Annotated in this window: 25 protein-coding genes; 19 read left to right on the forward strand and 6 right to left on the reverse strand. The window is 66.8% G+C overall.

Annotation, left to right across the window (positions count from 1 at the left end):
- Positions 1-54: 54 nt before the first annotated feature.
- Genes chlG through D619_RS0107680 form a run of 4 tightly spaced genes read left to right on the forward strand, consistent with a single transcriptional unit; the run spans position 55 to position 4,065 of the window.
- The gene (gene chlG / locus D619_RS0107665; RefSeq protein WP_020480425.1) at positions 55-972 is read left to right on the forward strand and encodes a chlorophyll synthase ChlG; all 918 of its coding nucleotides are present in this window, start codon (positions 55-57) and stop codon (positions 970-972) included.
- 2 nt (positions 973-974) lie between these two features.
- Positions 975-2,288 carry a BCD family MFS transporter gene (locus D619_RS16040; RefSeq protein ID WP_243442617.1) on the forward strand — a complete coding sequence of 438 codons (1,314 nt, stop codon included), beginning with the start codon at positions 975-977 and terminating at the stop codon, positions 2,286-2,288.
- Positions 2,285-3,532: a geranylgeranyl diphosphate reductase gene (locus D619_RS16045; RefSeq protein WP_017667995.1), complete on the forward strand. Its 1,248-nt coding sequence runs from the start codon at positions 2,285-2,287 to the stop codon at positions 3,530-3,532. The genes D619_RS16040 and D619_RS16045 overlap by 4 nt, the downstream gene beginning before the upstream one ends.
- 41 nt (positions 3,533-3,573) lie before the next feature.
- A complete protein-coding gene (locus D619_RS0107680; RefSeq protein WP_017667996.1) occupies positions 3,574-4,065 on the forward strand; it encodes a TspO/MBR family protein in 492 nt (163 codons plus the stop codon).
- 13 nt (positions 4,066-4,078) lie between these two features.
- Here the strand turns inward: D619_RS0107680 and D619_RS0107685 are convergent, their stop codons facing one another.
- From D619_RS0107685 to ccmA, 4 genes are all read right to left on the reverse strand, one after another.
- Entirely contained in the window at positions 4,079-4,894 is an 816-nt protein-coding gene (locus tag D619_RS0107685; protein WP_026090828.1) for a trypsin-like serine protease, read from the reverse strand.
- Between the two features lie 40 nt (positions 4,895-4,934).
- Positions 4,935-5,453 carry a cytochrome c family protein gene (locus D619_RS0107690; protein WP_017667998.1) on the reverse strand — a complete coding sequence of 173 codons (519 nt, stop codon included), beginning with the start codon at positions 5,451-5,453 and terminating at the stop codon, positions 4,935-4,937.
- A gap of 79 nt (positions 5,454-5,532) precedes the next feature.
- The gene (gene ccmB / locus D619_RS0107695; RefSeq protein ID WP_017667999.1) at positions 5,533-6,159 is read right to left on the reverse strand and encodes a heme exporter protein CcmB; all 627 of its coding nucleotides are present in this window, start codon (positions 6,157-6,159) and stop codon (positions 5,533-5,535) included.
- On the reverse strand, positions 6,159-6,767 hold the full coding sequence (ccmA, locus tag D619_RS0107700; RefSeq protein WP_243442618.1) for a heme ABC exporter ATP-binding protein CcmA: 609 nt from the start codon (positions 6,765-6,767) through the stop codon (positions 6,159-6,161). Before ccmA ends, ccmB begins: the two co-directional genes overlap by 1 nt.
- 89 nt (positions 6,768-6,856) lie before the next feature.
- Here ccmA and D619_RS0107705 point away from each other — a divergent pair, with 89 nt between their 5' ends.
- Positions 6,857-7,438, forward strand: coding sequence for an inner membrane-spanning protein YciB (locus tag D619_RS0107705; protein ID WP_051033479.1), 582 nt, complete (start codon positions 6,857-6,859; stop codon positions 7,436-7,438).
- Positions 7,439-7,476: 38 nt separating this feature from the next.
- Here the strand turns inward: D619_RS0107705 and pspF are convergent, their stop codons facing one another.
- Positions 7,477-8,523: a phage shock protein operon transcriptional activator gene (gene pspF / locus D619_RS0107710; protein WP_026090829.1), complete on the reverse strand. Its 1,047-nt coding sequence runs from the start codon at positions 8,521-8,523 to the stop codon at positions 7,477-7,479.
- Positions 8,524-8,701: 178 nt separating this feature from the next.
- Between pspF and D619_RS18055 the strand changes: the two genes are divergently transcribed.
- The 13 genes from D619_RS18055 to D619_RS0107775 all read left to right on the forward strand — a co-directional run bounded on the left by D619_RS18055 (position 8,702) and on the right by D619_RS0107775 (position 13,434).
- Complete coding sequence (locus D619_RS18055) at positions 8,702-8,839, forward strand: hypothetical protein (RefSeq protein ID WP_017668003.1); 138 nt, start codon at positions 8,702-8,704, stop codon at positions 8,837-8,839.
- 113 nt (positions 8,840-8,952) lie between these two features.
- A complete protein-coding gene (pspA, locus tag D619_RS0107720; protein ID WP_017668004.1) occupies positions 8,953-9,630 on the forward strand; it encodes a phage shock protein PspA in 678 nt (225 codons plus the stop codon).
- Between the two features lie 3 nt (positions 9,631-9,633).
- Positions 9,634-9,897, forward strand: coding sequence for an envelope stress response membrane protein PspB (pspB, locus tag D619_RS0107725; RefSeq protein WP_017668005.1), 264 nt, complete (start codon positions 9,634-9,636; stop codon positions 9,895-9,897).
- 30 nt (positions 9,898-9,927) lie between these two features.
- Positions 9,928-10,116, forward strand: a complete 189-nt coding sequence (locus D619_RS0107730) for a PspC domain-containing protein (protein ID WP_017668006.1) — start codon at positions 9,928-9,930, stop codon at positions 10,114-10,116.
- 51 nt (positions 10,117-10,167) lie between these two features.
- A complete protein-coding gene (gene pspC, locus D619_RS0107735) occupies positions 10,168-10,548 on the forward strand; it encodes an envelope stress response membrane protein PspC (protein ID WP_017668007.1) in 381 nt (126 codons plus the stop codon).
- Between the two features lie 24 nt (positions 10,549-10,572).
- Positions 10,573-10,863, forward strand: a complete 291-nt coding sequence (locus tag D619_RS0107740; protein WP_017668008.1) for a hypothetical protein — start codon at positions 10,573-10,575, stop codon at positions 10,861-10,863.
- A 10-nt stretch (positions 10,864-10,873) separates the two neighbouring features.
- Entirely contained in the window at positions 10,874-11,152 is a 279-nt protein-coding gene (locus D619_RS0107745) for a hypothetical protein (RefSeq protein WP_017668009.1), read from the forward strand.
- 14 nt (positions 11,153-11,166) lie between these two features.
- Positions 11,167-11,505, forward strand: coding sequence for a hypothetical protein (locus tag D619_RS0107750; protein WP_017668010.1), 339 nt, complete (start codon positions 11,167-11,169; stop codon positions 11,503-11,505).
- A 46-nt stretch (positions 11,506-11,551) separates the two neighbouring features.
- Positions 11,552-11,806 (forward strand): hypothetical protein, encoded by a 255-nt coding sequence (locus tag D619_RS0107755; protein ID WP_017668011.1) that lies wholly within the window; start codon positions 11,552-11,554, stop codon positions 11,804-11,806.
- Positions 11,807-11,833: 27 nt separating this feature from the next.
- Positions 11,834-12,067: a hypothetical protein gene (locus tag D619_RS0107760; RefSeq protein WP_017668012.1), complete on the forward strand. Its 234-nt coding sequence runs from the start codon at positions 11,834-11,836 to the stop codon at positions 12,065-12,067.
- A gap of 49 nt (positions 12,068-12,116) precedes the next feature.
- Complete coding sequence (locus D619_RS0107765) at positions 12,117-12,551, forward strand: SufE family protein (protein ID WP_017668013.1); 435 nt, start codon at positions 12,117-12,119, stop codon at positions 12,549-12,551.
- A complete protein-coding gene (locus D619_RS0107770; RefSeq protein ID WP_017668014.1) occupies positions 12,548-13,000 on the forward strand; it encodes a PaaI family thioesterase in 453 nt (150 codons plus the stop codon). The genes D619_RS0107765 and D619_RS0107770 overlap by 4 nt, the downstream gene beginning before the upstream one ends.
- Positions 12,997-13,434 carry a PaaI family thioesterase gene (locus D619_RS0107775; RefSeq protein ID WP_017668015.1) on the forward strand — a complete coding sequence of 146 codons (438 nt, stop codon included), beginning with the start codon at positions 12,997-12,999 and terminating at the stop codon, positions 13,432-13,434. The genes D619_RS0107770 and D619_RS0107775 overlap by 4 nt, the downstream gene beginning before the upstream one ends.
- Before the next feature lie 63 nt (positions 13,435-13,497).
- On the opposite strand, the gene D619_RS0107780 is transcribed toward D619_RS0107775, so the two are convergent.
- Positions 13,498-14,568: a glycerophosphodiester phosphodiesterase gene (locus tag D619_RS0107780; protein WP_017668016.1), complete on the reverse strand. Its 1,071-nt coding sequence runs from the start codon at positions 14,566-14,568 to the stop codon at positions 13,498-13,500.
- Between the two features lie 106 nt (positions 14,569-14,674).
- Here D619_RS0107780 and D619_RS0107785 point away from each other — a divergent pair, with 106 nt between their 5' ends.
- The gene (locus tag D619_RS0107785; RefSeq protein WP_081587094.1) at positions 14,675-20,335 is read left to right on the forward strand and encodes an Ig-like domain-containing alpha-2-macroglobulin family protein; all 5,661 of its coding nucleotides are present in this window, start codon (positions 14,675-14,677) and stop codon (positions 20,333-20,335) included.
- Positions 20,336-20,340: the final 5 nt, after the last annotated feature.

The following is a 20,340-nucleotide window of genomic DNA, read 5'->3' on the forward strand; positions in this document are numbered from 1 at the left end:
TGGGCCGGCCGGCGGCGTTGACGCCCTTGATGCGTCACGACTAGTTTGCGCACCATGGAACATGACCCCCCACCCGTGGCCGCCGAGCCATTGCCGCCGCGCGCCGTGATGCGACCGCGTGACGTGCTGGAATTGTTGAAGCCCGTCACCTGGTTTCCGCCGATGTGGGCCTTCATGTGCGGGGTGGTTTCTTCTGGCGTACCGCTGAGCGAGCGCTGGGGATTGCTGATTGCCGGCATGATGCTGGCCGGGCCGCTGGTGTGCGGCAACAGCCAGGCCATCAACGACTGGTTCGATCGCCATGTCGATGCCATCAACGAACCGCAGCGGCCCATCCCGTCGGGCCGCATCCCGGGGCGCTGGGGGCTGTATATCGCCTGCATCGGCTCGATCATCAGCCTGGCGGTCGGCTTTGCCATCGGGCCTGTGGTCGGCGCTGCCACCATTGTTGGCGTCGCCATGGCCTGGGCCTATTCGGCGCCGCCGCTGCGCTTCAAGGCCGATGGCTGGCTGGGGCCGCTGGTCTGTGCAGCAGCCTATGAAGGGGTCAGCTGGTTCACCGGGGCCGCCGTGATGGCCGGTGGCATGCCCGATACGCGCATCATCTGGGTGCTGTGCATGTATGCACTGGGCGCCCACGGCATCATGGTGCTCAATGATTTCAAGGCCGTGAAAGGCGATGCCCAATCGGGCGTCAATTCGCTGCCCGTGCAGCTGGGTGAACGCAACGCCGCCGAAATCGCCTGCTGGACGATGGCGCTGCCGCAGGTGGTGGTGATCATCCTGCTCGCGCGCTGGGGCCTGCACTGGCCATCAGCGATGGTGGCATTCTCGCTGTCGATGCAGGTGGTGCTGATGCAGCGCGTGCTGGCTGCGCCGGCCGCCAATGCGCCCTTCTACAATGCCACCGGCACCACCCTGTATGTGCTGGGCATGCTTACCAGCGCCTTTGGCCTGTCGGTCATCGTATGAGCGTGCTGCCGCCTCTGGGCTGGGGCGGCATCGCCCGGCTGGGCCTGGTGCAGAGTTCGCTTGGCGCCATCGTCATGCTGGCATCGTCGCTGCTCAATCGCATCATGGTGGTGGAATACAGCATGGCCGCGGCCCTGCCGGCCGGGCTGGTGGCGTTCCATTATGGCGTCCAGCTTTCCCGGCCCAAATGGGGCCATGGCAGCGATGCCGGCTGGCGGCGCACGCCGTGGATCATCGGGGGCATGGCGGTGCTTGGGGCAGGCGGCATCCTCGCCACCTATGCCACCACGCAGTTGGCTGGTCCGTTCTTGCCGGTGGTGGCCGCGCTGGTGCTGGCCTATGCGATGATCGGGATCGGCGTCGGCGCGGCCGGCACGTCGCTGCTGGCGCTGCTGGCCACGCGCACCGCCGAACCGCGCCGCCCCGCTGCCGCCAGCCTGACCTGGATCATGATGATCGTCGGCATCGTCATTTCGGCTGGAACCGCGGGGGCCTTGCTCGATCCCTTCTCGCCAATGCGGCTGCTGCAGGTTGCCGCCGGCGTGGTGGCGGTGGCGTTCGGCGTGACCTGCCTTGCCGTCTGGGGCGTCGAAGGCGCGCCGCAAGCAGAGGAAAAGCGCGAGGCCGCGCCCTTTGGCGAAGCGCTGCGCGGCATCTGGGGTGATCCCCTCACCCGGCTGTTCAGCATTTTCGTCTTCTTCTCGATGCTGGCCTATTCGATGCAGGATCTCATCCTCGAACCCTTCGCCGGCCTCGTCTTCAAGATGACGCCCGGTCAATCCACCAGCCTGTCGGGTGTGCAGCACCAGGGCGTGCTGGCCGGCATGATTTTGGTCGGCGTCGGCGGCCATGCCTTTGGCGGGAAAGCCGGCATGCGTCTGAAGCGCTGGATCGTCTCCGGCTGCTTCGCGTCGGCGCTGGCGCTGGCCAGCCTCGCCATGGCAGCGCGGGCGGGGCCTGGCTGGCCGTTGGCGATCAATGTCGCCGTGCTGGGCTTTGCCAATGGCATGTTTGCGGTGGCCGCCATCGGATCGATGCTGGAACTGGCCGGGCGCGGCGGGCCGGGACATGAAGGCATTCGCATGGGCCTGTGGGGCGCAGCGCAAGCCTCGGCGTTCGGCATCGGCGGTTTTGTCGGCGCCTTTGCCGTTGATCGGCTGCGCGCGGCGTTTGCCGCTGATGGGCCGGCTTTTGAAATTGTGTTCGCAGCAGAATCCGTGCTGTTTCTGCTGGCGGCGCTCATCGCTTTGCGGTTGAATGACCGCATGGGCAACAACCCGGCGGGCAGGCCGCACAGTCAAGAGGCAGTCGCATGACCGATATGTTCGATTTCGTGGTGGTGGGTGGCGGCCCGTCGGGCGCAACCGCGGCCAACGATCTGGCGCTGGCCGGGCACAAGGTGATGCTGCTCGACCGCATGGGGCGCATCAAGCCGTGCGGCGGCGCGGTGCCGCCGCGCCTGCTGAAAGACTTTGACGTGCCGATGGACCTGCTCTGCACCACCGCAAACAGCGCCCGCATGATCAGCCCCGCCGGCCGGGAAGTGGACATGCCGGTGGGCGAAGGCGGCTGGGTCGGCATGGTCGATCGCGACGTGTTCGATGAATGGCTCCGCGCCCGTGCTGCCAGGAACGGGGCCGATCGCCGCGATGGCACCTTCGAAGGGCTGGAGCGCGAGCCGGACGGCAGCGCTGTCGTGCTGTATCGTCCGAAGGGCGCGACCCGTGGTTCCGATCCGATCCGCGTGAAGACGAAGATGCTGATCGGCTGCGATGGCTGCAATTCGGCCGTCGCCCGTGCCGCCCTTCCCGATGAGAAACTGCCCTTCGTTGCCGCCTATCACGAAGTGGTGGACAGCCCGCCAGAAGGCGTTGGCGGCTTTGCCGGCGATCGCTGTGACGTGTTCTACCAGGGCAAGCACAGCCCGGATTTCTACGCCTGGGTGTTCCCGCATGGATCCAAGACCAGCATCGGCACCGGCAGCGCCGTGCAGGGCTTTGAATTGCGCAAGGCCGTCGGCAAGCTGCGCGAAGAACTGGGCATGACCGAGGAGACCTGCAAGACGGTGCGCGTGGAAGGCGCGCCCATTCCGCTGCGCCCGCGCAAGAAGTGGGACAATGGCAAGGATGTCGTGGTGGCTGGTGATGCCGCCGGCTGCGTGGCCCCGGCCAGCGGCGAAGGCATTTTCTATGCGATGACCGCCGGCCGTGAAGCCGCCAAGGCTGCCGCTGAAGCGCTGGCCAGCGGTGATCCGGCCAAGCTGGGCCTCGCCCGCAAGCGTTTCCTGAAGGCACACGGCACCGTGTTCCGCGTGCTCGGCATCATGCAGTGGTGGTGGTATCGCAGCGACACGATGCGCGAGAAATTCGTGAAGCTGTGCATGGACAAGGACATCCAGCAGCTGACCTGGGAAGCCTATATGAACAAGGAACTGGCGCGCAAGAAGCCGCTGGCCCACGTGAAGATCTTCCTGAAGGACAGTGTGCAGCTGATCACCGGCATCCTGTCGGGCGGCGGCGTGCGCGAGGGTGACAGCGCCGGCAAGCGGGCGCAGGTCTGACCGGCCGGAACGCCAGGGGGGAAGCGGGAAAGGCGGGAGCGATGTCGCGATTTGCCGAATCTCCCTGGGTGCTGCCCGCTGCCATTGCCGCGGTGGCCGCGACCTTCACGGCGGCCGTGGGCGCCACCATCACCGATATCGGCCCCTGGTATCTGGCGTTGAAACAACCCGAATGGGCACCGCCCAACTGGCTGTTCGGCCCGGCTTGGACCGTGATCTTCATGCTGTGCACGTTTTCCGGCACCACGGCCTGGCTGGCGGCGCGCAGCACCGGTGCATTCGAGGCCATCATCGGCCTGTTTGCGCTGAATGGCTTCCTCAACCTGCTGTGGAGCTTCCTGTTCTTCCGTCTGCACCGGCCGGATTATGCGGTGCTGGAAGTGGGCATATTGTGGAGCAGCATCGCCGCGCTGATCGTCGTGCTGTGGCGCATATCCCGCCCGGCCGCCGCGCTGCTGGTGCCCTATCTGGCGTGGGTGAGCTTTGCCGCCATGCTCAACCGGGCGATCGTGGAATTGAACGGGCCATTCTGAGGCCGGGCCGGCGTCAGCGTGCAGCGGTGCCCTTTTGCACCTCGGCAATCCAGCCGGCATAACGCGCCAGCCGCACGTTGACGCTGGTAAAGCCATAGCGGCTGGACGGCAGGTTTAGATCGAACGTGCCGCCCTTCCACGACGCCAGCCCGGCAACGGCCCATCCCTTGCCATCACGAACCAGCACGGGGCCACCGCTGTCGCCATTGCCGGTCATCGCTTCCAGCCGGTGGGCGCGCGGCCCTCGCGTGAAATCATAGATCAACCAGCGGCCTTCATCCGTCATGACCGTGTTGAAGCCCTGGCGCAGCGGGCCGCGTTCCGGGCTGCCCGTGGCGACGCCGGTTTCGCCTGTGCCGGTGGCCCCCTTGCCGATCAACCGGACGGTCTTGCCAACCGTGCGTCCGCTGCCATGGATCCGCGCCGGGGCGATGTCGGTGACCGGCTGCGCCAGGCGCAGCAGCGCGATATCGTCGTTCTGCGCCAGGAATGCCATCGCCTCTTCGGCACTGCCGCTGGCATAGGCCCTTTTCACCAGTTCGTCGGGCAGGCTGCGATAACCGCGATGGATGATGACACGCTCAACCACCCGGTCCACCCCGCCGATGGTGACACAATCCACCTTGCCCTGGATGGTGTGTGCCGCCGTCACCACCCATTGCGGCGCAATCAGCACGCCATGGCCGCTGCCCGGCATGTCGGCGAGCGCAGGAAAGACGCTGGCATCGGCCCGGTAGCGTGCATCCGGCACATCGTGGCGGATGACGATCGCCGATGCAGCGGCAGGAACCGCCAGCATCAGCAGGGCGGCGACGGGGCGAACGGACATGGCGGGCGTCATCCTATCAGCAAGACGAGCGTGGCGGCGATCAGGCGTTGGTCTTCAGATAGGCGATCACATCCGCCCGGTCCTGCGGGTTTTTCAGGCCGGCGAACGCCATGCGGGTGCCGGGCATGAACTTGGCCGGAGCTTCGAGATAGGTGAACAGCACGTCCTCGCTCCAGGTCACGCCGCTCTCCTTGTTGGCCTTGCTGTAATTGAAGCCGGCAATGCTGCCGGCCGTGCGACCGACCACGGCCCACAGCGACGGGCCGACGCGGTTCTTGCCTTCCTCGGCGACGTGGCAGGCCTTGCACTGGGCAAAGACCTTTTCGCCCTTGGCGGCGTCGCCAGTGAGCGAGGCATAGGTGACGGCCGCCGGGGCCGGGACGGCTGCAGGAGCGGCAGTTGGCTCGGCTGCAGGAGCAGGCGCTTCAACTGCCGGTGTCGTGGTGGCCCCGACGGCCGGGGTTTCAGCAGCAGGCGTTTCGGCGGGCTTGTCCGCACCGCCACAGGCGGCGGTGAAGAGGGCAGCCGCAGTGAGGCCGGAAAGGGTGAGGACGCGCATGGGGGCAATGCTCCTTCAGTGAATATCGCAATTACCACAGTCGGATGGCGCCGGCCACACGACCGCAACCGCCTGCCGTCTATTCGGGGCGGAGCGCCGCAGCGGCCGCGAACGGACCCACCGCCAGCGCCACCAGGCTGGCCGCGCCAAGCAGGCGAAATGCACCAGCGACATCGCTGCCGACACCGAAAATCAGCACCGGCAGCGCCAGTGGTAGCACGATCAGGCCAGCCAGCGCACCGCCACCTTTCAGCCCGGCGGTGAGCGCGGCGGCGATGACGGCGAGGCTGGCCAAGGCCGGGGTGCCGAGCAGCAGCGCGATGGCAAGGCGGGTGCCATCCGCGCCCGACAGCCCGAGCAGCACGCCGGCCACCGGCAGCGCCGCCAGCAGTGGCACGGCAAAGCCGATCCAGTGCGCCACGATGCGCGCGGCGCAGACAAGTTCCAGGGCAATGCCCCGGCTGATCAGCTGATCGATGCTGCCATCCTCCACATCAGGCGCCAGCAATGTTTCGACCGGCAGCAGGCTGGCCAACAGCGCCGCCACCCAGATGATGCCCGGCGCGATGCGGGCCAGCAACCTGGCATCAGGGCCAACCGCGAAGGGGAAGAGCGCCGCCGTCAGCACGAAGAACATCACCGGCAGCCACAACGCCGGAGAGCGGGCAATCGCGAGAAGATCGCGGCGGAGGAGCGTGAAGAACATCAGCCGAGCCGCAAGCTTGCTGCATCGGCCAGGCCGATATCGCCATGCACGGCGGCCACCACCAATCCGCCCGCCGCCCGGTGCGCGGCCATGGCGGCCACCAGCAGCGCCGACGAGGCCGTGTCCAGGCCGGCGGTGGGCTCATCCAGCAGCCAGCAATCCGCGCCGGCCGCGATCACGCGCGCCAGCGCCGCCCGGCGCTTCTGGCCCGACGACAGATGCCGGCAGGGCACATCCACCAGCGCTGTCAGGTTCATTGCGGCCAGCGCGCCCGGCAACCGCTGCTGCCCGCCATCCAGCCGCGCCCAATAATCGAGCTCCGTGCCCAGCGTGTTGCGCGGTTTCAGCGCCACGTCGTGCCCGGCAAAGGCGCGGCGGCCGCCGCCCGTCACCGTCCCGGTTTCGGGCTGCAGCAATCCGGCCAGCAGCCGCAACAGCGAGGATTTGCCGGCACCATTGGGCCCGGTGAGCAGCAGCGCGCCGCCCGGTGCGACATGGGCGGACACGGCGTCGAACAGCAAGCGCCCACCGCGCCGGCAGGCCAGATTGTCGATCACGAGCGCTTCCACCACGGCCACCGGCTTAATGGCTCCGTCGGGCTTCGTCACCCCCAGAGGTGACGTGTGCCCTGTTCTTGGCTATCACAGCCGCCATGCCCCCCGTTGCCGAACGCCCGAAACTGTCTACCACCGCCAGCATGGCCATCAATTTCGGGCCCCTGCTGCTGTTCTTTGGCGCCAGCAAACTGGGCAAGGCGCTGTTTGAACGTGGGCAATTGCCTCAGCTGGCCGATGCCGACGTGGCCAGCGCCGTGGTTGGCACATCGGTTTTCGTGGTGGCCAGCCTGATCGCGGCGCTGTGGCATTGGGGCAAGACCCGCCACCTGCCGGCCGCGATGATCTTCACCACCGTGGTTGTCGTGCTGTTCGGCAGCCTGACCGTGTGGCTGCAGGACAAGGCCTTCATCCAATTGAAGCCGACCATCATCTATGGCGTGTTTGCCGCCCTGCTGGTGGGCGGGCTGATCACTGGCCGGCCGACGCTGCAACTGGTGATGGGCGAAGCGCTGCCCGGCCTGACCGAAGCCGGCTGGCGCCTGCTCACCCGCAACTGGGCGATCTTCTTCGTGGCGCTGCTGATCGCCAACGAAGCGGCGCGGCGCCTGCTTGGCTATGATGACTGGCTCAGTTTCAAGGTGTGGGGCGTCACCGTGGCGATCTTTGCCTTCACGCTCGCCCAGGGGCCGTTGCTCGCCCGGCATGGGTTGAAGCTGGATTGAGCTGAACCAGCAGCACGGCTGCTTTGGTTGGGCGGGGCCTATTCCCCCAACAACCCGTGCCGCTTCAACGCATGGCGCAACTGATCATAGGTGAGGTTCAGCGCAGCGGCGGTGCGGCGCTGATTGTGGCGGTGCTTTTCGAGCGCGCACTCCAGGATATCCTTTTCATAGGCCGCCACCGCGCCGCGCAGATCGGTGATGCTTTCCAGCCGGGGGGCGGGCATGGCGCCGGCTTCATCCGCCGGGCTGATGCTGGGTGCGGCGGTGGCTGCCGGCGCCGCGTGGGGCAGCACATGGCTGGAGGTTGGCCGCCACGGCGATTCGAACGGATCGATCACCAATTGCCCCACCGCTGTTTCGGCATCGCCCCAGCGATAGAGCGCGCGTTCGACCACGTTCTTCAATTCGCGCACATTGCCCGGCCAATGATAGCTGGCCAGTTGATCCTGCACCTTCGACGTGAAGCCGGGAAAGCGCGGCCAGCCCAGTTCGGCAGCCATGCGGCGCGCAAAGTGCAGCGCCAGCATGTCGATATCCTCGGCGCGCTCCCGCAAGGGCGGCAGGGTGATGACTTCAAAGCTCAGCCGGTCGAGCAGGTCGGCGCGAAACCGCCCGCGCGCCACCAGGCCGGGCAGATCCTCGTTGGTAGCGCCCACCAGCCGCACATCGACGCTGATCGGCTTGTTCGATCCCAGCCGCGTCAGCTCGCCATATTCCACCACCCGCAGCAGGCGCTCCTGGGCCTGCGATGACAGCGTGCCGATTTCATCCAGAAACAGCGTGCCGCCATCGGCATCCTCGAATCGCCCCGCCCGCGCCCGTTGCGCGCCGGTGAAGGCGCCGGGTTCATAACCGAACAGCTCGGCATCGATCAGATTCTCCGGCAGCGCCGCGCAATTGAGGCTGACCAGGGTTTGCGACCAGCGCGGAGACAGGCGGTGCAGGCGATCGGCGATCAGTTCCTTGCCGGTGCCACGCTCGCCGATCACCAGCACCGGGCGGTTCAAGGCCGCCGCCGCCGAGGCGCGTTCGACGGCGTCGAGGAAGCTCAGCGAGCTGCCAATCATCTGAGCTGGAGCGGCCATGCGATGAGTTGGCATAAATTCCCGATGTTTGGCAATTCCTCCCGAAGAAAAAAATCCGGGCCAGTAACCAAAATCAATATTTTCAGATAGTTAGCTGAAATCCACCACTTGGCACGACATATGCAAAGTAGCTGGCATGAGCGGCGCCCCGCCGCCAATCAGACCACGGAGACCAACAATGACCAGCAATTTCTTCAACTTCAGCCGCAACATGATGGCCGTGATGGCCGCCCTGCTGATCGGCACCACCTTCATCGCCGCCGCCACGGGCCCTGCCATGGTGACGCCGGCCTTCAACAGCGATATCGTTGCGTGAACAGCGCAACGATGACCGGGGCTCTGGTTCCACTGAGTCGCCCCCTCCTGGTGGAACCAGCCCCGGTCCAGACGCTGCAGACAACCAAGTTCGAATTTCTGGAGATCAGACCAATGGGCATTTTTTCGCGCACCCGCGACATCATCGCTGCCAACGTGACCGACCTGCTCGACCGGGCTGAAGACCCGGCCAAGATGATCCGCATGATCATCATGGAGATGGAGGAAACGCTGGTGGAGGTGCGCGCGTCTGCGGCCCGCACCATTGCTGACCAGAAGGAAATGAAGCGCGCCATGATCAAGGCGAACCAGGCCGTGCAGGACTGGCAGGACAAGGCCGAACTGGCCCTTTCCAAGGGTCGCGAAGACCTGGCCAAGGCTGCGCTGGTCGAGAAGAACAAGGCCAAGGCCTTCATCGACACCACCCAGGTGGAGATCGATCTTCTGAACGAAACGCTGGCCCTGAACGAAGCCGACATCGCCAAGCTGGAATCAAAGCTGCGCGAAGCCCGCAACCGCCAGAACGCCCTGATCAACCGCATCGAGAGCGCCACCCAGCGTTCGAAGCTGCGCGAGATGATCCGCGGCCCGCGCGTGGAAGAGGCCTTCAGCCGCTTTGAAGTGCTGGAACGCCGGGCCGACATGGCCGAAGGCCGCGCCGATGCGCTCAGCCTGGCCGATGGCAGCGGCACTCGCAGCCTGGCCGACGAATTTGCCGCCCTGCAGGGCAACGACGAAGTGGATGCCGAAATCGCCGCCATGAAGGCGCGGCTCGGCAAGACGGAGGGCTGAGCCATGGAAGATGTCATCGTTCCCGTCGCCATCGTCGGCATGCTGTTCATCGGCCTGCCGGGCATGATCCTCCACTATCTGACCAAGTGGAAGAGCCAGACCGGCATCAGCAGCCAGGATGAAGCGCTGCTTGATGAACTCCACGATCTCGCCCGCCGGCTTGATCAGCGCATCGACACCGTCGAGCGCATCATCGCCGCCGACAATCCCAATTGGAAGGACAATCGGATCGCCGATCTGTCCGAACAACGCCGCCAGCTGCGCTGAACCGGCAACCGGCCCAAGGAGGCCAAGAGAATGAGCCGCCAGTTTCTCGTCAACAAGACCGAAGGCAAGATCCTCGGTGTTTGCGCCGGCATCGCCAATTATTTCGGCTGGGATGCCACGCTGGTCCGCATCGGCTTTGTCGCTGCCGCCGTGTTCGGCTTCGGATCGCCAGTGATCCTGTACCTGCTGATCGCGCTGATCGCCCCCGCCACCTATTGACCCCAAATTTTCGGCGCGCTCGTCCGCGCCGGCCAACAGGGAAATTTCGAAATGTCTGAAAGCCGCACCCGCTTCTACCTCGACAAACGCAACGGCAAGATCATGGGCGTTTGCGCCGGCATCGCCGATTATTTCGGCTGGGATGTCACGCTCGTCCGCATCGGTTTTGCGCTGGGCGCCATCATGGGCGGTGGTTCCACCGTCCTGGCCTATCTGGCCATCGGCTGGATCGCCAACCAGAAGCCTTCCGCGCTGTATGACCAGAGCCCGGAACGCGTGGAATTCTGGCGCGATGTGCGCGTGGCGCCCAAGCGCACGCTGCGCGACGTGAACGCCCAGTTCCGCGACGCCGATCGCCGCCTGCGCGACCTGGAATTTCACCTGACCAGCGACAGTCGCCAGCTCGCCGACGAAATCGAAAAGCTGCGCTAAGCGAATATCCGGGGGAGAGAACCAATGTCATTCGGAGGTCCGTTCTTCGTCCTGGCCATCATCGCGATGAGCATGGGCGCCTGGATCATCACCACCGCCATCCGTGCCAAGCACGGCTATCCGCTGGAAGGCGAATGGGGTGGCACGGTGAACAAGCACAACCCCGAACTGGAACGGCAAAACCAACTGCTGACCCAGGAAAACGACCTGCTGCGCGGCAAGATTGGCCGGCTGGAAGAGCGGCTGTCGGTGCTGGAACGCATCGCCACCGACGCACCCGCCCGGCTGACCGCCGAAATTGAAAACCTCAGGTAAGGGTCGCGACATGAGCGAGAACGCCATTTTTGCCCTGATCCCGATCCTGGGCATTTCCATCCCGATCTTCGGGATCATGCTCACCGGGTTTCGCCGCTGGGCCGACCTGAAGGAAAAACAGCTGCAAGCCACTGCTTCGGCCACCGCCGAACAGGCCGCCCAATATGCCGGTCGCATCGCGCTGCTCGAAGAACGGGTGGCCGTGCTCAACCGGATCGTCACCGATCGCAACGAAGGCCTCGCCGTCCAGATCGAAGCCCTGCGCGATGCGCCCAAGCAATTGAACTGAAAGGCTCTTATCAGATGCCAATCAATCCCGAGAATTTGCAGGTTATCGTCGGTCAGGTCGCACCCGTTATCGGTGGCGTCGGCTTTGCCGGGGTGGTCGGCTGGGTGATCACCACCTGGCTGAAGATCAAGAACGGCTATCCGCTGGAATCGAGCTGGGGCAAGCCGCTGCACCCCAATGGCGGCGGCGAAGCGATGGAGCGCATCCGGCTGATCAGCCAGGAAAATGCCCAGCTGCGCGCCGAACTGGGCAGCCTGAAGGATCGCATGGCCGTGCTGGAACGCATCGCCACCGACAAACCTGCCATGCTCGCCGCCGAAATCGACGGCCTGGCCACCAAACAACTGAACTGAAAGGTGCCGGCCGCCCCCATCGGCCGGCAAAGGGAGGACATCTGAAATGAATCCGTTTGAAATGGTGGTGATGATCGTTGCCATCGTCACGATTGGGAAAGTCCTGTCGAGCCGCTACGGCAGCAAGGAACTGCGCCGCACCGCGAAGGGCGAACTGGCGCCGCCGCAGGACAATGGCGAGAACCAGCGCCTGCAAGCCGAAGTCGCCCGCCTGAACGACCGCATCCGCGTGCTGGAACGCCTCGCCACCGATCCCGCCAAACGGCTTTCCGATGAAATCGAATCGCTGAAAAACAACTGAGCCCCTTCATCCCCGAGGAGACCCACCATGCCCCCGGCTGATTCCCTCCTGATCCTTTCGACCGCGACGCTCACCGGTCTGGCCATGATTGGCGGCCTTGCCGCCTGGGGCTGGTCTGGCTGGCTGCGCCTGAAACTGCGCGAGCTGGAAGCCCGGCCGCAGCAATCCGAAATGCCCGCCGTTGGCCAGCGCATCGATCTTGCCGACCTGAAGGAACGCATCCGCAAGCTGGAAGCCATCGCCGCAGGCGTTGATCTGTAACGTCAATGGTCTTGACCGCAGCCCATCTGCCCCTTCATGGGCTGCGGTCATGGCCATCACCTCTTTCGATGATGTCGAAGCCGAATTCGAAGCCTTCGACGATTGGGACGACCGCTACCGGTTGATCATCGCGCTGGGCCAGGCCCTGCCGGCGATGGACCCCGCCCTGAAGACCGACGCCAACAAGGTGCGCGGCTGTGCGTCGCAAGTCTGGCTGCATCCGCATCGGGAGGGCGACGTGCTGCGCTTTGCCGCCGACAGCGATGCCGCCATCGTGAAGGGCCTGGTGGCACTGGTGCTGATGCTGGCCGATGGCCGCGCTCCGGCCGACATCGACGCTGCCGAGATCAAGGCGCGGCTCGATGGGCTTGGCCTGTCGAAGCATCTCTCCTCCAACCGCACGCAGGGCCTCGCCTCCATGATCGGCCGCATCGATGCTTTGGCGCGCGCCGCCGACGGCGCCAACAATGGTGCAGCGGCATGAGCGAGTTCGTCGAACAGGTCAGCCAGTTCATGGGTGCGTTTGTCGGCCGCGTGCCGCACAACAAGCAACTGGGCCTGCGCTTCATCGCCAATGGCAACAACTGGGTGGAACTGCAACTGCCCTATGCGCCGCATCTGCTGGTCGATCCCGATCATGGCATCTGGGCATCCGGCCCGATCATCACGCTGATGGATACGTGCGTTGGCATGGCCTCCATGCTCACCCGCGGCGCCTTCGAACCGCACGCCACACTTGATCTGCGCACCGATTATGTGCGCAGCCCCAAATCGCAAGCCACCGTGACGGCGCGCGGCGAATGTTACCGCATGACCCGCCAGATCGCCTTCGTGCGCGGCCTCGCCCATGATGGCGACCCGGCAGACCCGATCGCACATGTGACCGGCACCTTCATGTTTGCCGCCTCCAAACTGGCCGGAGGCTGGCAATGACGTCGCCCGCGCTCGCCACCCTGCTGCGCCAGCCGACCGGCCGGCTCGATCTGCTGCCCTATGCCGCCCTGCTCGACCTGGCATTCGAACGGGTGGAAGAGGAATTGCAGCTGGTGATGCCGTTTGCCGAAACCCTGATCGGCTCGCCCGGGCGCCTGCACGGCGGCTCCATCGGCGGGCTGCTGGAACTGGCGGGCCTGCTCACGGTGATCGCCGCTCAGCCGGAAGGCGAAGCGCTGCCGCGTGTGCGCCCGGTAACGGTAACGGTCGATTTCATGCGCGAGGGTGCCACGCAGGAAACCCGCGCGGTTGCCAGCATCACCAAGCTCGGCCGCCGCGTGGTGAATGTGCACGCGCAAGCCTGGCAAGGATCGCGCGACAAGCCGATCGCGGCGGCGCACATCAATTTCGTGCTGGATTGGCCGGAACGGTAAGCCGTCAGAAGGAATGGCCTCCGGCGGGCAGGGGCTGAGCCCCTGCACCCACTTTCGGTTTGATCAGCGTTGCGGCTGGGCCAGCGCCTTGACCGCCGCCGCCGTGGAATCGCTGAACAGGCCGTCGATGCCGGTGGCGAGATAGGTGCGAATTTCACTGTCCACATCGCCGGCCGCGCGCGGGTCGGCACTGGATTTCAGGCCTTCCGGCAGGAAATAATTCTCCGGCCGAAACGTCCAGGGATGGACTTCCAGGCCCACGGCGTGGGCATCGCGCACCAGGCTGGTGGGCTGGGCCAGGCGGCCATCCGGCCCGCGCGGGATGATCATCACGCGTTCCGGGCCAATGCCGGCGGCATAGGTCGCCACCGTCTTCAGCCCGGCCGCAGAGGCCAGTTCGGCATAGGCATAGCCATCGGCCGATTTGCCGGTTGACCCCAGCAACTGGATCAGCCGCACGCCGGTCTGGGCTTTCAATGCCTTCAGATTGTCGACCTCGAAGCTCTGGATGAACACAGGCGCCTCGGCCGTCGTCCAGCCGGCCTGCGCCAGTTCGGCCAGCAGCACCGGCTCCAGCGGCAGGCCGATGGAACGGAAATAGCTGGGATGCTTGGTTTCCGGGTAAATGCCGATCGTCCGCCCGGTGCGAGCCGAAGCGGATTTGGCGAGCATGACGATCTCGGCAAACGTCGGGATCTCAAACTGGCCATCAAATTCCGCATTGGCCGGGCGCAGCTGCGGCAGGCGCTCCTTGGCGCGCAGCGTCTTCAGTTCGGCCAGGGTGAAATCCTCGGTGAACCAGCCGGTCATTGCTTCGCCATCAATGGTCTTGGTCGTCTTGCGGCTGGCAAATTCTGGCCTGCTGGCGACATCGGTGGTGCCGCTGATCTCGTTCTCGTGCCGGGCCACCAGCTGATGGTCCTTGGTCGGCACCAGGTCGGGCTCGATGAAATCGGCACCCTGTTCGATGGCGCGTTCATAGGCGGCCAGCGTGTGTTCCGGCCGTTCCGCACTGGCACCACGATGCGCAATGATGATCGGCGCAGCCGGCGGCGGGGCCGGAATGCCGGCAGGTTTCAGCGGAGCAGCAGCCATCAGCAACAACACCAGCGGAGCAAGGATCAGACGCATCATCCCTAACGCCTAGCCGGCCAGCGTGACAGGAAAAAGGCACGCCCAAGCAGCGGCCGGATCAAGACTATCGCTTGTTGCGCTGCCCGCTTGCCGGCAAGCTGGACCCATGCCGACTCCGCCCCTCCGGATGCCCTGGCGCCTGTTGGGCGCGGGGCTGCTGCTTGGCCTCGCCGCCATGCCGCTGATCGGCCAAGCCCAATCCTTGCCGCGGCCTGGCGTGGTGGGTTTTTCGCCAGAAGGGATGGTGGCCGCGCCACGCCAGATCGTCGTGCGCTTTGCCACGCCAATGGTGGCGTTGGGCAGCACCGTGCCGGCGCCGATCAGTGGTGCCTGCGGAGCCGGCGGCAACGGGGCACGGGGCCAGTGGCTGGATCCGCAGCGTTTTGCCATCGATCTGGCCGCTCCGCTGCCGGGCGGGCAGGCCTGCAGTTTCAGCCTCACACCCGGCCTGAAGGATCTCGCCGGCCGGCCGCTGCCCAGCGCCGGCCCGTTCCGCTTCACCACGCCAGGGCCCAGCTTGCGCGCCATCGCACCCGAATATGAGGAACTGGCCGAAGACCAGATATTCCTTGTCGCCGCCGAAGCAGCGCCCACGCCCGCCAGCCTGGCCGCGCATGCCGCCTGCCTGATCGAAGGCATAGGCGAGAAAATCCCGCTCGATCCGCTGCCCGATGCCACGCGCGACACCATCATCAAGGGATCGCGCGGCAACTGGAATCTGAACTGGTTTCTGGAACAGGCCGGCTGGCGCCCCAGCGAAGACGGTGAGGCGCGCACCCGCGCCACGATCACGGCGCTGAAGTGCCGACGCCCGCTGATTCCCGGCGGCAAGGTAACGATCCTGTGGGGGAAAGGCGTTGCCGCCGCCAATGGGCTGACTGCCGGCAGTGATTGGCAGCGGCGCTTCACCGTGCGCCAAGCCTTTACCGCCCGCATCGAATGCACGCGGGTCAATGCCGGCGCTGCCTGCTCCCCACTCGATTCGATCCGGATCAGCTTCACCGCCCCGGTGCCACGCGCGGTCGCCCTGCAGGCCCGGCTGGTGCAGAGCGGCCGCACCATTGCGCCGGAAGAGCCGAAGGACCGCGCCAGCACGCTGCAGGACGTGCGCTTCAAGGGTCCGCTGCCGGCCCGCAGCGCCTTCACCGTCACCCTGCCCGCCGGGCTGGCTGACGACAGCGGCCGCAGGCTTGCCAATGCCGATCGCTTCCCGCTGGCCATCGCCACCGCCGATTATCCGCCGCTGGCCAAGTTTTCCGGCACCTTCGGCATTTTGGAGGCCGAGGAAGGCGGTGTGCTGCCGGTTACCTTGCGCGGCGTCGAAAACCCGTTGCCGGCAGCCGCGCGGGCGCTGCCCACCCGCAGCATCACCACCACCAATGACGCCGACATCGCCCGCTGGCTGCAGCGCCTGGAGCGGGCCGAGGAGCGGACATTCCGCGACGAACCGCTGGCCAATGGCGAGCGGCGGAGCGTGGAGACAACGCGCCGCGCGCCGCTGATCGACACCCGCGAGCCCGCTCGGCGGTTCAGCGTGACTCGTCCCAAGGATGGCGCCATGCAGGTGGTAGGCATCCCGCTGAAAACGCGCGGTTTCCACGTGGTGGAGATTGCCTCGCCGCTGCTGGGATCGGCCTTGCTGGGGAAAGGCAATGTCCGCCATGTCGCCACCGGCGCGCTGGTCACCAACATGGCGGTGCACTTCCAGTGGGGCGATGGCGCGAGCCTGGCCTGGGTGACGCGGCTGAATGATGCAACCCCCGTGGCCGGTGCCGCGCTGCGCGTGTCGAACGCCTGTTCCGGCCAGTTGCTGTGGCAGGGCAAGAGCGACGCGCAGGGCCGCGCCCGCATCCCCGCCGGCCTGCCGCGCCCCGGCGGTTATACCGGCTGCAGCCGCGAACAGACCCCGACCCTGATCATTTCGGCGCGCACGGCGGATGATTACAGCTTTGCCCTGTCCAGCTGGGGCCGCGGCATCCAGGGCCATGATTTCAACCTGCCGACCGGCAATGCAGGCGAGCCCGGCATCGCCCATGCCGTGCTGGATCGCACGCTGGCGCGGCCTGGCGAACGCATCAATTTCAAGCTGATCCAGCGCACCACCAGTGATGCCGGCTTCGCCCGCCCGCGCGGTGGCCCGCGCAGCCTCACCGCCCGCCATTGGGCCAGCGATACGGCGTTGCCCGTCACGCTCGACACTGGTGCCGATCCGGTCGGCCATGTCGATCTGCCCGCCACCGCGCCGGCCGGCGAGTGGGAATTGCGGCTGACGGGCCAGGAAGAGCGCAGCGTTGGCCGGTTCCAGGTGGAGGATTTCCGCCTGCCGACCAGCCGCGCCACGATCAGCGGCCCCAAGGCGATCCCGATCGCACCGCGCACATTGCCGCTCGATCTGGCGCTGTCCTACCTGTCGGGCGGCGGTGCCGGCGGCACACCGGTGACGCTGCGCACCCGCGTGGTGCCGCGCAGTGTGGAGGTGCCGGGCTATGAAGGTTGGCGGTTCGATGCGGAACCCGTGAAGCCGGGTCTCGCCGCGCTGGATGGCGATGGCAATGAAGCCGGAGCGACCGCCAGCGCCCAGCGCGCTGCCGAACAGCCGCTGACGCTGGGCCCGGCCGGCACGGCGCGGGTCACGGCGAGCGGATGGCCCGTCATCACCGCACCGTCCACGCTGGTGGCAGAAATGGATTATCCGGATGCCAATGGCGAAGTGGCGACCAGGGTCACCCGCCTGCAGCTGGACCCGGCCGCGCTGCGGGTCGGCATCGCGACCGACGGATGGCTGAGCAAGGCCGATGATCTGCGGCTGAAACTGGTGGTGCTCGATGTGGCGGGCAAGCCGGTGAAGGCCCGGAAGATCAGCGTGCGCCTGTTCGCGCGCGAAATCCTCTCCACCCGCAAGCGACTGGTCGGCGGCTTCTATGCCTATGACAACGCGCGTGAAACCCGCGAACTGAAGGCGAAATGCAGCGCCACCAGCGATGATCGCGGGCGGGCCCTGTGCCAGCTGGATGCCGGCGTGTCGGGCGAAGTGCTGGCGCTGGCCGAAACCACGGACAGCGCCGGGCGCGTGGCGCGCGCCACGCAAAGCCTGTGGCTGGCCGGGGATGATGATTGGTGGTTCGGCGGCGACAATGGCGACCGCATGGATCTGGTGCCGGAAAGCCCCGAAGTGGCCGCAAACGGCACCGCCCGCCTGCAGGTGCGCATGCCGTTCCGCACCGCCACCGCGCTGGTGACGGTGCTGCGCGGCGGCGTGATGGAGAGTTTCGTCACCACGCTTTCGGGCAAGGACCCAGTGGTGAGCGTAAAGATGAAGGGCGATTACGCGCCCAATGTCTATGTCTCCGTGCTCGCCGTGCGAGGGCGGGTGGCGGGCTGGCGGCTGTGGCTGGCCGATCTGGCGCGGCGCTGGAACCTGCCCTGGTTCAGCCGAGAAGGCGCGTACCCCACCGCACTCGTCGATCTCGCCAAGCCGAATTACCGGCTGGGGCTGGCGCAGCTGAAAGTGGGCCACGACGCGCGGCGTCTGGCGGTGCAGGTGGTGCCCGACCGGCCGACCCATGCCGTGAAGGAACTGGCCAGCGCGCTGGTAACGGTGAAGGCGCCAGCCGGCACCCGCCTGCCCGCCGACGCCGAGATCGCCTTTGCCGCCGTCGACGAAGCTCTGCTGCAACTGAAGGACAATGACAGCTGGAAGCTGCTGGACGCGATGATGCAAACGCGCCCGCTGGGTGTCGAGTTCGCCACCGCGCAGGGCCAGGTGGTGGGCAAGCGCCATTACGGGGCCAAGGCTGTAGCAGCCGGCGGTGGTGGCGGCGCGCTGGCGGTTCAGCGGCGTGATTTCCAGCCAGTGATCGCCTGGGCGGGCCGCGTGAAGCTGGATGCGGGCGGTCAGGCCCGCGTGCCCTTCCGTCTGAACGACAGCCTGTCCGGCTTCCGCCTCGTTGCCATCGCCAGTGCCGGCCCCGGCCTGTTCGGCACCGGCAGCGCCAGCATTCGCACCACGCAGGATCTGCAGATCCTGCCCGGCATCCCGCCGCTGGTCCGCACGGGCGACGCCTATGTGGCGACTATGGTGGTGCGCAACACCACGGCGCGTAGCCTGCCCGTCACCGTGTCGGCGAGTGCCGGCACCACCCGCTGGCCGGCCCGGCCGATCACGCTGGCGGCCGGTGCCGGGCAGACCATCGCCTTTGCCGCAACCGCCCCCGCCGCTGGCAGGCTGACATGGACGCTTCGGGCCAGCGGTGGCGGCGCAGCCGATGCGGTACAGGTGGAACAGATCGTCGAACCCGCCGTGCCGCCTGCCGTGATCACCGCCGCCCTCACTCGCGCCGGCCTGCCCATCACCTTGCCGGCCGGTGCGCTGCCAGGTTCGGCCTTTGTCACCGTCGCATTGTCGCCGTCGCTGGGCGGCAATCTGTCGGCCATGCAGGCGTACATGGCCGCCTATCCTTATGACTGTATCGAACAGCGCCTGTCGAAAGCGGTCGCGCTGGGCAATCGCGCCCAGTGGGACCGCGAGGTTGCCGGCATCGGCGCCTGGATGGACGGGCGCGGCCTGCTGCGCTTCTTCCCCAGAGAGGGCCTGATCGGCAATGCCGACCTCACCGCCTATGTGCTGCGCCTGTCGCGCCTGTCTGGCTGGCCGTTGCCGGCGGCCGAGAAGACACGGATGCTGGCGGGACTGCGCCCGGTGGCCGAAGGCCGTATTGCGGGAGACAGGCTCGCCGCGCTGGCGGCGCTTTCCGGCGAAGGCGAGGCGGTGGGCCGCATGCTGGCTGGCTTCAACGCCACGCCCGATCAATGGGGGCCGGCGGCGCTGCTCGATTGGCGCGCCGTGCAACTGGCCAGCGGCAACAGCCCAGCCGCCGCGCAAACGCTGTCCCGCCTGCGCGCCCGGCTGGATGATCGCGGCACGGTGATGCGCTTCACCGGCCCGGCCGACGACTGGAGCCTGATGGCCGGCCGCGACGCTGCCTTGGCCCGGCTGTTGCTGGTGGCCACCGATGATCCGGCCTGGGCCGGCGACGCCCCGCGCCTGGCGCGTGCGCTGATGCAAGGCCAGCAACGCGGCCATTGGGACACAACGCCGGCCAACGCGCTCGGCCGGCTGGCGCTGGCCGGCTTTGCGGAGCGCTTCGAGAAGCAGGCCGTGGCCGGCCGCACAATGTTGGCGCTGGGGAGGGCGCAGCAGGTGGCGACATGGCCCGCGCCGGCCCCGGTTCGCCTGCCCGCGGCCACGGCGCCGCTCGCCATCAGCCACGCCGGCAGCGGCCAGCCATGGGCCATGGTCGCGATCAGCGCCGCGGTGCCAGCCACGAAGTCCGTCGCCAGCGGTCTCAGCCTGCGCCGCCAGATCGTGCCCGTGCGCCAGGCCGTGCCCGGGCGCTGGAGCCGCGGCGATGTGCTGGCGGTGCGCCTGACCATCACGGCGCGTGCGAAAACCGCCTGGGTGGCACTCACCGATCCTGTGCCGGCCGGCGCGACCATCCTGGGCGGCGGCTTGGCAGGCCGCTCCGAACTGCTGGCCGAAGGGGGCGCAGACAGCGGCCAGATTGCCGACTGGGTGGAGCGTCGCAGCGGCCACTATCGCGCCTATTGGCAGCAACTGGGCGCTGCGCCGAGCACGATCGAATATCGCATCCGCCTGGGCAGCAGCGGCCGTTTCACCCTGCCGCCTGCCCGCGCCGAAGCCATGTATGCGCCCGATATCAACGCCCTGCTGCCCGGCAGTACCCTGGTGGTCGCCGAACCCAAATGAGGAAC

This window comes from Sandarakinorhabdus sp. AAP62 (genome assembly GCF_000331225.1).
In the GTDB taxonomy this organism is placed as follows: Bacteria; Pseudomonadota; Alphaproteobacteria; order Sphingomonadales; family Sphingomonadaceae; genus Sandarakinorhabdus.